The organism is Microbacterium sp. C23T (assembly GCF_053345975.1).
Map to the genome: position 1 here is coordinate 1 of NZ_JBKFBD010000001.1, position 12,493 is coordinate 12,493.

A 12,493-nucleotide genomic window follows, 5' to 3' on the forward strand; every position below is an offset into this window, starting at 1 on the left:
GCCCCGCCAGCCGCGCCGCGCCGTCCGCGGCCTGGCTCGCGCCGGCGGCGAGGCTCGTGGCCCCCGCGGCCGCGGAGCGCGTGCCCGTGCCGAGCGTGCCGACTCCGTTCGCCAGCGACTGCGCGCCCGACTGCAGGCTGGCCGCTCCGGTCGCGAGCGACTGCGCGCCCGCGTCGGCCGATGAGGCGCCGTTCGCGAGGCGTGCGGCACCGGCGCTCGCGGACGCGGCGCCGTCGTCGAGATCCGATGCGCCGGCGGCGAGGTCACCGGCGCCGGCCGCGAGCTCGGACGCGCCCGCGGCGAGCTCGGCCGAGCCCTCGTGCGCCTGGCCGGCGCCGTCCGCGAGCTTCGTCGATCCGCTCGCGATCTGCGACGTCGTCACGAAGTAGAGCAGGATCATGGCCGCGAGGGCCACGCTGAGCACGATGACGGCGACACGCATGCCGACGCCGTGGGTGTGGGTTTCTGTTCTCGTCATTGAGAGCACTCCGGTTCAGCGCCTGGGGGGTAGGCGCGGTAGACGTCGACGACCGGTGATCCGGCCGCGCGGCGACACAGCGGCAGGGTGTCGGATCCCGCCTTCGTCGGAGGGGTCCGGCCTGCTGTCGCGAGTGCAGTGTATGAACGGCGCGAGTCACGCACACGGTCGTCGTCGAAGGAACCCAGTTTCAGGTGCCCTGAGACTCAGTTTCGTTGTGCGATGGGCACAATCGACGCGTGCGGGCTACAGCCGCACGACCTCGGTCACCCGCACCACTGCGGTGCCCGCCTCCTCCGACGCGGCGAGGTCCACCACGCCGCGGATGCGCCAGTCGTGATCCCCCGCCGGGTCGTCGATCGTCTGCTCCACGCGCCAGAGCCCCGACTCCGCGGCATCCGTCTCGTCCACGGTCACGAGTCGCGGCGACCGGGCCGCGCCCCCCGTGAGGATCTCGTCGTGGTCGTCGAAGTAGGCGTCGAGCGCGGCCGGCCAGTCCACCTCGGGGTCGAGCTCGACGAGCTCCTCGTCGCGCTGCAGCGCGGCGAGCTGCACCCTCCGGAACAGCTCGTTGCGCACCAGCACTCCGAACGCGCGGCGGTTGGTGAGCACCGACGGCGGGGCGGGCGGAACCACCGGCGCCGACGGATCGTCGACAGGGTTGATCAGCGCCTCCCACTCGTCGACGAGGCTCGAGTCGACCTGCCGCACGACCTCGCCGAGCCACGCGACCAGGTCGTGCAGATCATCGGTCTGCGCCTCCGCGGGCACGGTCTGGCGCACCGCACGGTACGCGTCCGACAGGTACCGCAGCACCAGTCCCTCGCTGCGGGCGAGCTGGTACAGCGAGATGAGCTCCGAGAACGACAGCGCCCGCTCGAACATGTCGCGCACGACCGACTTGGGTGACAGCTCGAAGTCGCGCACCCACGGCTGGCTCGACGCGAACACCTCGTACGACTGCGCGAGCAACTCCTCGAGCGGCTTCGGATAGGTGACCTCTTCGAGGAGGGCCATGCGCTCGTCGTACTCGATGCCGTCGGCCTTCATCGCGGCGACGGCCTCGCCGCGCGCCTTGAACTCCTGCTGCGACAGGATCGGCCGCGGGTCGTCGAGCGTCGCCTCGATGACGCTCACGACGTCGAGCGCGTAATGCCCCGTCCCCGTGCCGCCACCGGTCACTGAGCCTGTCGACGTGTCGTCGGGGTCGAGCAGCTCGATCGCGGCGAGGGCGAACGGCGACAGCGGCTGGTTCAACGCGAAGTTGGGCTGCAGATCGACGGTGAGACGGATGCTGGGCTCCGAGGCATCCGGACCCGCCGAGCGGTCGATCTCGACCACGTCGGCGGTCAGCAGCGTCCGGAAGATCGCGATCGCGCGCCGCGCGAGCTCGTACCGCCGGGCGCGCGGCTCGTGGTTGTCGAACACGAGGCTGCGCACATTCGCGAACACGTCGCCGCCGCGGGCGATGACGTTGATGAGCATCGCGGCGGTGAGCTGCAGCTGGGGCACGAGGGGTTCGGGCTCGGCCTCGACGAGGCGCTCGAACGATCCGAGGCCCCAGTTGACGACGCCCGTCGGCGCCTTCTTGCGCACGATCTTCTTGCGCTTGGCGGGGTCGTCGCCGGCCTTGCGGAGTGCGGCCTCGTTCTCGATCTCCCACTCGGGCGCCATCACGACGACGGTGCCCGAGGTGTCGTAGCCGGCGCGTCCCGCGCGCCCGGCGACCTGGTGGAACTCGCGCGCGGAGAGCTGGCGCATCTTCGTGCCGTCGAACTTCGACAGCGCCGTGATGAGCACGGTGCGGATCGGCACGTTGATGCCGACGCCCAGGGTGTCGGTGCCGCAGATCACGCGCAGCAGGCCGCGCTGGGCGAGCGTCTCGACGAGCCGGCGGTAGCGCGGCAGCATGCCCGCGTGGTGCACGCCGATGCCCGCACGCACGTAGCGCGAGAGCGTGCGGCCGAACGCGGTGGTGAAGCGGAACCCGCCGATCGCCTCCGCGATCGCGTCCCGCTGCTCACGCGAGACGACCTTGATCGACGACAGCGCCTGCGCCCGCTCCATCGCGGCGGCCTGCGAGAAGTGCACGATGTACACCGGCGCCTCGCCGGTCTGCAGCAGTTCCTCGACGGTCTCGTGCGCGGGCGTGCGCGCGTAGGAGAAGTGCAGCGGCACCGGACGCTCGACGCCGGTGATGCGCGAGACTGTGCGACCGGTGCGGCGCTCGAGGTCCTCGGCGATCGTCGTGACGTCACCGAGTGTCGCCGACATGAGCACGAACTGCGCGCGCGGCAGGAGCAGCAGCGGCACCTGCCAGGCCCACCCGCGATCGGGGTCGCCGTAGTAGTGGAACTCGTCCATCACGACCTGGTCGACCGCGGCATCCGCGCCCTGCCGCAGCGAGAGGTTCGCGAGGATCTCCGCGGTGCAGCACACGATCGGGGCATCCGGATTCACCGACGAGTCGCCGGTCACCATGCCGACGTTCGCGGCACCGAAGATCTCGACGAGCGCGAAGAACTTCTCGCTCACGAGCGCCTTGATCGGCGCGGTGTAGTAGGTGCGACCGCCACGGGCGACGCACGCCGCGTGGGCCGCGACCGCCACCAGCGACTTGCCCGTGCCCGTCGGCGTCGACAGGATCACATGCGAGCCCGACACGATCTCGATGACCGCCTCGTCCTGCGCCGGGTACAGCGCGAAGCCCTGATCCCCCGCCCACTCCACGAACGCGTCGTACAGCGCGTCGGCGTCGGGCGCCCCCGCGGGCGCACCCGAGGCCTCGGCCGCGGCACTGATGGTCTCGAGAAGCGTCACCGTCTGAGTCTGCCAGGCCGCTGGGCCCACGCGCCCCGAGGAGAGGACGTGGGGACATCCGTCCCGGCGGTCGCCGCCGTCCCCCTGCGCTTCGCACGCACGTCGGGATGACGGATGCCGCGGGTCGCGGCATCCGTCATCCCTCGAGTCAGCGCCCGAGAACCCCGAGGATCACGTCGGTGTAGGCGGTGTACCCCGCGTACGTCGGGTGCAGGTAGCCCGCCGGGTCGCCCACCGGGTCGAGCCCGAACCACGGGTCGCTGGGCACGCCCGGCACGAGCTGCACGCCGTGCCCGGCGAACGCGTCGACCACGTCGGCGTAGTGCACGTTCGCGCCGCCCGCTGCGGCGGCGCCGACGGCGCCCTGGATCGCGGCGTTGAGCGCGTCGGTCGCACCGTTCACCGCGGCGACGAGGGCGGCGAGCTGGGCGAACTGCGGGGCGCCGGGCGGCGCCGCGAGCAGGTGCGGGTAGCCGGTGACGACGATGGTCGCATTCGGCGAGCGCTGGGCGACGGATCCGATCAGCGAGCTGAGCGGCATCACGATCCCCGGCGCGGAACCGACCGCCATCTGGATCGCAGCGAGGCACGGCGCAGGGTCTCCGCCCGCCGCGGCTGCCGCGCAGGCGCCGTAGACCTGGTCGAGGTCGAGATCGTTCGCGCCGACGGTGAGCGTGACGACAGTCGTGCCGCGGTTGACCTGCGACAGCTGCGCCATGGTGTCGGCGATCGTGGCGCCCGAGCATCCGGCGTTTCGCAGCAGGTTGAACTTCGGCGCCTGGTCGAGCTGGGCCGCGTACCCTCCGCCCGTCCGGGCGCAGGCGTCCAGTGGGACGCCGCCACCCTGGCCCGCGGCGATGGAGTCGCCGAGGGCGACGTGTTTGGCGACCAGCAGCGGCGAGGCCGTGGCAGGCCCCGCCGCCCCCGCGACGAGCACGACGGCCCCCAGTGCGACGGCCGCGAGCGCGGCCAGAATGCGTCGTTTCATGATTCCCCTTCGAATCCTCACCGGATCGATTCCCCCGAATCGGCCCGCGCAGAGTGCGGACGAGGCCGACGATAGACCCCTGGCAACCGTCCCGCCAGGGGTCCGCCTGTGCGCGCGGTGGCGGAATCGCGCGGCGGACCCGTACGTTGAGAAGGACGACGGAGGGACTGAAGTGACCGAGACGCAAACGCAGACCATCGTGACCCGCAACGACGAGGATCGCCGCTATGAGGTGCACGTCGACGATGTGCTGGCCGGCTTCACCGTTTTCCGCATCGACCCGAAGGGCCGGCTGCACTTCCCTCACACCGAGGTCGACCCCGCCTTCCGCGGCCGCGGTCTCGCGCAGATCGTCGTCTCGGAGGCGATGGCGGATGTCGCGCGCCGGGACGAGACCGTCGTGCCGCACTGCCCGGTGGTGGTGAAGTACCTCCGTACGCACGACGTACCCGGGCTCACGATCGAGTGGCCCGACCAGCCGCACCCGGAGTGATCGGGGCCGGCGACATGACCCGACTGGACGCCGACGACGCGGTCGCCACCGAATCCGCGGTCGAGTGTGCGGGTCCGCGCACTCTGCTGCTCGAGGCGCGCGAGGTGCCGCTCGGCGGCGTGCGCGCGATGTCGGTGCACCGCGCGCTCCCGCAGCGTGAGCTCCCGCTCGTGGGCGCCTGGTGCTTCCTCGACCGATTCGGCCCGCAGGAGACGCGCATGCGCGTCGAACCCCACCCGCACATCGGCCTGCAGACAGTGACCTGGCCCTACCTCGGCGATGTACGCCACCGCGACTCCGTCGGCAGCGACGTCGTCGTGCGTCGCGGAGCCCTCAACCTCATGACGAGCGGGGCGGGCATCGCCCACTCCGAGTACTCGGTCGGCGAGGATGCCGCACCCCTCGACGCCCTTCAGCTCTGGGTGGCGCTCCCCGAGTCGCGTCGCCACGGCGGACCCTCGTTCGAGCAGCATGCGGTGCTGCCCGAGGTGGAGCTCGCGCCCGTCACCGGCGACGCGGGTTCGGCCACCGTCGTGCTCGGCGAGCTCGCGGGCGTCGCGTCGCCGGCCACCGTCTACACGCCGATCGTCGGCGCTGAGCTGCGGATCCCCGCGGGCTCGACGGTGACGGTGCCGCTCGACCCCGCGTGGGAGCACGCGCTCGTCGCCGTCTACGGACAGGCCACCGTCGCGGCGGATACCGGCGACGACGTCGTGGTCGACGCGGCGCACCTCCTCTACCTCGGCACGCACCGCGACGACGTCGTGATCTCTAGCCCGGCCGGGGCGACGCTGTTCCTCCTCGGCGGCGAACCGTTCGAGGACGACGTCGTGATGTGGTGGAACTTCGTCGGCCGCACCCACGAAGAGATCGTCGAGGCCCGCGAGGCCTGGGAGGCGGGCTCCGACCGCTTCGGCCGCGTCGTCGACCACGGCGACGAGCGCATCCCCGCTCCGCCCATGCCCGCCGTGCGCCTGACCCGGCGGCGCCGGCGCCTGTAACCCCGGGCGGGGACGAGCTTCAGAGGGAATGGATGCTGCGGCCCGCAGCTGGGCCCGCGCGCCCGGAGGCTCGGGGCGACGCGCCAGCGGCGCCTGGAGGGGACGTGGGGACCACGATCCACAGACGCGAAGGGCGCCCGGGCCGAAGCCCGGGCGCCCCCGCTGTATCGGTAGGGGTTACGGCACGTCGACCGAGACCACCGTGCGCACCTGCGAGTCGCCGTAGCGGACGACGCCCAGGTAGCTGCCCTTGTCGAGACCCGACCACGACAGGTTGTACGTCGCGGGCGTGCCCTGCTGGGCGGCCAGCGTGCTCGGGTTCGCGGTGAGCGAGCCGACGCCGCCGGGGCCGACGAGCGCGCTCGTCGCCGTCCAGGTGAACGGCGCGGTGAACGCGTAGACGTTGGCCGAGATCACGTAGTACCCGGCGGTCGGATGCGTGATCTGCACCGCCTCGTCCGCGGACGCCGTGGCCGACTGCCAGCGCTCGTAGTAGCGCAGGTCGGTCGGGCTCACCACGCGGTAGACCGTGAGGTCGAGGTCGGTGCCCGAGGTGTCGACCGACGAGTTCAGCGCGAACTTCGCCACATCGATGCCCGCCGGTACCTGGATGAGCACGTTCGTGGTGCCGCCGTTCGCCTCGCCGGTCTTCTCGGTGCCGTCGATGAGCACGTCGGCCTTGGCGAGGCCGAGCACCGTCAGCGGCAGCTGCCCGGTGAAGCCCGGGGTCACGGTGATGTCGAGGTCACCCTCGGCGCCGGTGCCCGCCGCCGTCGGCGGCGCGTCGGCGCTGACCGGGTAGACCGCGATGGGAGAGCGCACCGTGTTGCCGGCGCCCGTCCACGTGAGGAAGCCGGTCGCCCACTTCTCGAGCGACGCACCGGCCGTCGTGAAGGTCACCGTGAAGGACTTCGACTCGCCGACCTCGAGGTCGAGCGTCGCGGGTTCGACCACGGCGTTCACGCCCGGGACGTTCACCGACGCCGTATAGGTGCCGGCCGTGGTGGCCGTCACCGTGCGCGTGATCGTCTGCGTGCCCGCGAGCGCGCCGATGCCGATCGAGGCGATGTTCAGGTCGCTCGGGTCGATCGGGTCGACGCCGTCGAAGTAGTCCTGCCCGAGGGCGCCCTCGAGGTACGCGGCCCAGTCGACGATGCCGTTCTCGTACACGAGACCCGGGTTGAAGTACCGCTTCGGGTCGACGTGACCCGCACCCTGCGCGAACGTGTCGGCCGTCTGCTGACCGTTCGCGTCGACGAGGTTGTACGCCGTCGTCATGAGCGCGGACTTGATCTTCGCGGGCGACGCCAGCGGCTCCTCGCCGAGGTACAGCGCACCGAGGCCGGCCACCTGCGGCGACGACATCGACGTGCCCGACTTGAAGCCGAACGTGGGCTTCTCCTTGGGACCGTTGTGGGTGGCCGCGAGGATCGCGACGCCCGGAGCCGACACGTCCGGCTTGATGACGTCACGGCCGTCCGCGAGGATCGGGCCGCGGCTCGAGAAGCCCGCGATCTGCGGGGTCGGGGTCACCTTGCCGGTCACGTTGTCGCCCACGAGCGTCGCCGTCGCGCCGGCACCCGCGGTGCGGACGTCCTCGAGCAGCGCGGCACGGTACTGCGCGTCGATGTGGACGGTCGGCACCGAGTGGAAGTCGTTGTCGAGCGATCCGGCGGTCACGTTGACGAGGATCATCGCCGTGCCACCCGCTGCCTTGACCTCCTGCGACTTCTCGACGCGGGCGTTGGTGCCGCGGTCGCAGATCACCGTCTTGCCCGCAGCCTTGGCCGGGTCGAGCGTCCCGAGGAAGCACAGCGCCGCCTCGTTCGGCGCCGCGCCCGCCTTGGCGATGTCACCCGCGTAGACGACCGGTCCGGTCAGCTCCTTGCCGAACGGCACCGTCACCGATGCGCCCGCGGCCTGGAAGCCGTTGGGCAGCTTGACCGTGCCCTCGTAGGTCGGGATGGTCGATGCCGCGACCGTCGTGTACCAGGGCGAACCGTGGTCGGCGGTCGAGGCGCCCGGGCCGTCGTTGCCGGCGCTCACCGCGACGAAGACGCCCGCCGCGGCCGCGCCGAGGAACGCGTAGTCGTCGGCGCTCAGCACGGTGGATGCCGCGCCGCCGCCGATCGAGTAGTTGATCACGTCGACGCCGTCGGCGACGGCCTTGTCGATGGCCGCGATCAGGTCGCTGCCTGCGCAGATGTCGTCGGTGGTGACCAGGTCGTCCGGTCCGACGTAGCAGGCCTTGTACGCCGCGACCTTGGCCGCCGGCGCGACACCCGAGATCTTGCCGAAGCCGATGCCCTCGACCGACGCGTCGACGCCGAAGTTGCCGGCCGCGGTGCTCGCGGTGTGCGAGCCGTGGCCGTCGCCGTCACGGGGCGACAGGAAGTCGTAGCTGAAGTCGAAGCCCGACGCCGCCGCACCCGCGGAGAAGTACTGCGCTCCGATGAGCTTGGTGTTGTAGTGGCGCTTGTCCCAGCTCTGGGCGATCGTGATCGGTCCGCGGAACTGGCCGCCGTCCGCCTTGTCGAAGACGATCGTGTCGCCGTTCTCCGTGTACGGGACGCCCGTCGCGCCCTTCTTCTTGAGCTGGTCGCCCGCGAACGAGGGGTTCTCGGGCGCGATGCCCGTGTCGATCACACCGACGACGACGCCCTTGCCGGCCTCGCCCACGCCGCCGACGGCATCCCAGATGCCGCCCGTGCCGGTCGTGTTCGAACCGAGGCCGAGGAACTCCGTCGAGGGGACGGCGGCCGTGGGGTGGTGGATCTCGTCGGGGAAGACGCCCAGCACGCCCTTGTCTGCGCTCAGCTCGGCGACCTGCTTCGCCGTCAGCGCGGCGCTGAAGCCGTTGACGGTGACGCCGTACGACTGCTGAGGCGTGACGCCGGCCTCGGCCGCGACATCCGCCTGCTGCTTCTTCAGGTGCGCGAGGTACTTCTTCGAGTTCGTCGAATTGGCGTCCAGCTGCTTGCCCTTGTCGGGCTTGGTGCGCTGGATGCCGGTAGTGCCGCCCTCGTAGGTGGCGAGGGGCGCGTCCTTGAGGAGGACGATGTACTGGCCATCCTCGGCGTTGATGGGGGTCGGGGTGTTCACCTCCTCCGGGACGCTGCCGAAACTGGCGGTGGCGGTGCCCGTGAACAGTGCGGCGAGTGTGACGACCGCGGCTGCTCTGACGGAGGATCGACCCATACGTGGCCTCCATTGATATGTGGGGAGTCGCTGCGCCACATCGTCGGGGCGCAGCGGATTCAAACGTAACTGCCAGGTGAATCTCAGTTAATGAGAGCTCAGTGAGAATCGCGAGGCCGCATCCCAGTACGCTGGGCAGGTGGCTGCCCGCACCCGGATTTCGACGAGCGTTCTGCTCACCTGCGCCGCCATCGGCGTCGCGACCGGCGTTCTGCAGGCGGGCGCGGGAGCGATCAGCGGCTTCGTCTCGGCCGGTGCGCCGATCCTCTACGGACTCGTCCTCGGCGTGCACGTGCTGCCCGGTGTCGTGGCACAGGAACTGCTGCGCCGGCCGTGGGTCGCGCTGATCACGCACATGGTCGCGGCCCTCGTCGCGAGCGCGGTCGTGCCGCTCTGGATCGGCCGCTACATCGGCACCGCCCTCCTCATCGGGGGACTGCAGGAGATCATCGCCGCGACCTCGCGCTACAAGCGCTGGGAGCCGTGGCGCTTCTTCCTCTCGGCGGTCATCGTCGGCGCCGTCATCGCGGCCGCGATCTGGTTCGCGGCCGACGTGACCCGCTTCCCCCTGTGGGGTCAGATCGTCTACGTGGCGCTGTTCATCGTCGGCCCGGTGGCATGGACCGCCGTGGGTCTCGCGATCGGCTCCGCGCTGCGGCGCGCGGGGGTCGCCCGGCGCAGTCAGCTCTGAGGCATCCGTCGCCTGGAGCCGTTTCGCCGCCGCGCGGTCGGCCGGTAGGTTAGGGAAGGCTAAGTTTCCCTCGACGATCGGATGCCCGTGTCTCCTGCCGTGCCGCTGCTGCGCGTGCGCGAGCTCGGCATCACCCACGACGGCGAGATCACCCCGGCGCCGGCATCCGTCTCCTTCGACGTCGCCCCCGGCGAGGTCGTGCTGCTGCTCGGCCCCAGTGGGTCCGGCAAGTCGACTCTGACGCTTGCCCTCAACGGGCTGCTGCCGCAGGCCGTGCCGGCGACCGTCACCGGATCGGTCGAGGTCGACGGACTCGACACGCAGGCGACGCCCGTCGCCGAGCTCAGCACCCGCGTCGGCATGGTCTTCCAGGACCCGGACGCACAGCTCGTGACCGGAACGCTCCTCGACGAAGTGGCCTTCGGGCCGGAGAATCTCCGGATGCCGGTGGCCGAGGTGCTCGCCCGCGCCGAGGAGGCTCTCCGCCGGGTGGGCCTCTGGGAGCGCCGACGCGAGAACCCCGACCGCCTGTCGGGCGGCGGACGCCAGCGGCTCGCGATCGCGTGCGCCCTCGCCATGGGATCGCCGCTCCTCGTGCTCGACGAGCCGACCGCCAATCTCGACCCCGCCGGGATCGAGGAGGTCTACGCCGCCCTCGCCGAGCTCGTCGCAGCCGGCGACCGGGCGATCCTCCTCGTCGAGCACAACCTCGACGCCGCCGTCGGCTTCGTCGACCGGGTCGTGGTGCTCGACCACGACGGCTTGATCGTCGACGACGGCTCGGTGGATGACGTGCTGCGCGGCCGCGCCGAGGACCTCCACGCGATGGGCGTGTGGCTGCCGGTCTCGACGATCGCCGCCCTGCGGCTCCGCCGCGCGGGCTTCCGCCTCGACCCGCTGCCGCTGACCCCCGACGAGCTCCGGGCGGCTCTCGACGCCGAACCCGGTGGAGACCGCGAGTCCGAAGTGCTTCGTCTGCGGGCGCCGGAGCGCCCTCCGCTCGACGACCGGGGCGCGGAGTCCCTCATCACCGTCCGAGGCCTCACGCTCCGCCGCGGCCGCACCGAGGTGCTCCACGATGTCGACCTCGACATCCCCCGCGGGGCGTTCGTCGCGGTCGTCGGGGCGAACGGCGCCGGAAAGACGAGCCTCATCCAGGCCCTCGCGGGGGTCGTCTCGCCCCCCAAGGGCACGGTGCACGTCGACGGGCTCGACGTCGGCCGCGCCGACGCCCGCACCCTGAGCTCGCGCATCGGGTTCGTGTTCCAGAACCCCGAGCATCAGTTCATCGCGCACACCGTGTTCGACGAGATCGCGCACGGACTGAGGCGCCAGCACCTCTCGGACGACGAGGTCCGCGCCCGCACCGCGGCGCTCCTCGAGCGGTTCGGCCTCACGGCCAAGGCGGAGAGCCACCCGTTCCTGCTCTCGGGTGGGCAGAAGCGCCGCCTCTCGGTCGGCACGGCCCTGGTGGCCGGCGCGCCGGTGCTCGTGCTCGACGAGCCGACGTTCGGGCAGGACCGCGCCCGTGCCGACGAGCTCCTCTCCCTTCTCTCCGAGCTCAACGCCGAGGGCACCACGATCATCGTGGTCACCCACGACATGCAGCTCGTGACCGACTACGCGGACCGCGCCGTCATCCTGGCCGACGGCCGCGTGCTCGCCGAAGGACCCACCGCCGACCTCTTCGCCGACGACGCGCTCATCGCCCGCGCGGGTCTGCGCCCGCCGCCGCTCCGCCGCGCGCTCCAGGGCGTGCAGCGGCATCCCGAGCTCTCCCGGATCGCCCGCCTCGCCGACCTCCCCGGCTCCGCCGCCGCGCGGTCCGAACTCCTCAGATTCGGCGGGCACCCGCGCGAAGACGTCGATCCGGCCCCTGCTGTCGCAGAAACTGAGGAGTTCAGACACGGCGCGACTCCGGCCCCGCACGCCACGGGAGGTGCCGCGTGACCGACACCGGCCCGCTCACCGCGGCGACGGCTGCGCACTCGACGTTCGATCCGTACGCGCGGCGGGTCGAGGCATCCGCTGTCCGCTTCCTGTACGGGATGAACCCGCTCGCGAAGCTCGCCGCGCCGCTGCCCGCGATGGCGCTGCTGGTGTTCGTGCGGGATCTCGCGACCCCTGCCGCGTTCCTCGCGCTCGCGTACGTCGTGCTGCTGGTGGGGGTGTCGTTCACGCAGCGCCTCGCGGCGATCCTGTTCCTCGCGCTGCCGCTCAGCGCGCTCGTCATCGGCTTCGGGTTCTCGCTGTGGACCGATGCCTCGAAGGTCGACCAGTCGGTCGTGGTGTGGCAGCTCGGCGGCTGGACCATGTACGGCGGCGCGCTCGAAGTGGGCTTCGCCACGGGTCTGCGCCTCGCCGCGATCCTCGCCCTCACGCTCATCGCGGGGCTCTCGACCAGCGGACCCGACCTGGTGCGCGCGTCGGTGCAGCAGCTGCGCGTGCCCTACCGCATCGGGTACACGGCGCTGGCGGCGTTCCGTTTCGTGCCGCGCTTCGGGCACGAGCTCGACGTCATCCGCCAGGCGCATCGCGTGCGCGGCGCCCACGGCGGACGCGGGCCCTTCGCCGCGATCGCCCGCTGGTTCGGGTACGTCGTGCCGCTCATGGCCGGCGCCATCCGTCACGCCGAGCGGGTCGCCCTCGCGATGGACGCCCGGGCGTTCGGCGCGCACCCCGACCGCACCGAGCGGTACCTCGTGCCGTGGCGCGTGCGCGACACCGTGTTCGTGCTCGCCTTCTGGCTCGCGTCCGCCGCACTGTTCGCCGTCTTCTTCCCCTGGGGCCTCTGACCCCCTCGCCCTCCCGACAAGGAGCATCG

Annotated in this window: 8 protein-coding genes and 1 pseudogene; 5 read left to right on the forward strand and 4 right to left on the reverse strand. The window is 71.7% G+C overall.

The window, feature by feature from the left end:
* From ACLBXX_RS00005 to ACLBXX_RS00015, 3 genes and pseudogenes are all read right to left on the reverse strand, one after another.
* Positions 1–478: pseudogene (locus tag ACLBXX_RS00005) on the reverse strand (hypothetical protein); the annotation flags it as partial.
* Positions 479–724: 246 nt separating this feature from the next.
* Positions 725–3,298, reverse strand: a complete 2,574-nt coding sequence (locus ACLBXX_RS00010) for a DEAD/DEAH box helicase (protein WP_447656271.1) — start codon at positions 3,296–3,298, stop codon at positions 725–727.
* 148 nt (positions 3,299–3,446) lie between these two features.
* The gene (locus ACLBXX_RS00015) at positions 3,447–4,286 is read right to left on the reverse strand and encodes a GDSL-type esterase/lipase family protein (RefSeq protein WP_387143356.1); all 840 of its coding nucleotides are present in this window, start codon (positions 4,284–4,286) and stop codon (positions 3,447–3,449) included.
* A 172-nt stretch (positions 4,287–4,458) separates the two neighbouring features.
* On the opposite strand from ACLBXX_RS00015, the gene ACLBXX_RS00020 reads away from it, so the two are divergent.
* Both ACLBXX_RS00020 and ACLBXX_RS00025 read left to right on the forward strand, forming a co-directional pair.
* Positions 4,459–4,779, forward strand: a complete 321-nt coding sequence (locus ACLBXX_RS00020) for a GNAT family N-acetyltransferase (RefSeq protein ID WP_447656272.1) — start codon at positions 4,459–4,461, stop codon at positions 4,777–4,779.
* A gap of 14 nt (positions 4,780–4,793) precedes the next feature.
* The gene (locus tag ACLBXX_RS00025; RefSeq protein WP_447656273.1) at positions 4,794–5,780 is read left to right on the forward strand and encodes a pirin family protein; all 987 of its coding nucleotides are present in this window, start codon (positions 4,794–4,796) and stop codon (positions 5,778–5,780) included.
* A 177-nt stretch (positions 5,781–5,957) separates the two neighbouring features.
* On the opposite strand, the gene ACLBXX_RS00030 is transcribed toward ACLBXX_RS00025, so the two are convergent.
* Positions 5,958–8,978, reverse strand: a complete 3,021-nt coding sequence (locus ACLBXX_RS00030) for a S8 family serine peptidase (protein WP_447656274.1) — start codon at positions 8,976–8,978, stop codon at positions 5,958–5,960.
* A gap of 139 nt (positions 8,979–9,117) precedes the next feature.
* Between ACLBXX_RS00030 and ACLBXX_RS00035 the strand changes: the two genes are divergently transcribed.
* From ACLBXX_RS00035 to ACLBXX_RS00045, 3 genes are all read left to right on the forward strand, one after another.
* Complete coding sequence (locus ACLBXX_RS00035) at positions 9,118–9,669, forward strand: ECF transporter S component (RefSeq protein ID WP_310287520.1); 552 nt, start codon at positions 9,118–9,120, stop codon at positions 9,667–9,669.
* Positions 9,670–9,750: 81 nt separating this feature from the next.
* The gene (locus tag ACLBXX_RS00040) at positions 9,751–11,619 is read left to right on the forward strand and encodes an ABC transporter ATP-binding protein (protein ID WP_447656275.1); all 1,869 of its coding nucleotides are present in this window, start codon (positions 9,751–9,753) and stop codon (positions 11,617–11,619) included.
* Positions 11,616–12,464, forward strand: a complete 849-nt coding sequence (locus ACLBXX_RS00045) for an energy-coupling factor transporter transmembrane component T (RefSeq protein ID WP_447656276.1) — start codon at positions 11,616–11,618, stop codon at positions 12,462–12,464. The genes ACLBXX_RS00040 and ACLBXX_RS00045 overlap by 4 nt, the downstream gene beginning before the upstream one ends.
* Positions 12,465–12,493 lie beyond the last annotated feature (29 nt).

What these genes read in the sequence shown, in the direction of transcription:
- ACLBXX_RS00015 (WP_387143356.1), bottom strand. Translation starts at nt 4,286, where the DNA reads ATGAAACGACGCATTCTGGCCGCGCTCGCGGCCGTCGCACTGGGGGCC.
- ACLBXX_RS00025 (WP_447656273.1), top strand. Translation starts at nt 4,794, where the DNA reads ATGACCCGACTGGACGCCGACGACGCGGTCGCCACCGAATCCGCGGTC.
- ACLBXX_RS00030 (WP_447656274.1), bottom strand. Translation starts at nt 8,978, where the DNA reads ATGGGTCGATCCTCCGTCAGAGCAGCCGCGGTCGTCACACTCGCCGCA.
- ACLBXX_RS00040 (WP_447656275.1), top strand. Translation starts at nt 9,751, where the DNA reads ATGCCCGTGTCTCCTGCCGTGCCGCTGCTGCGCGTGCGCGAGCTCGGC.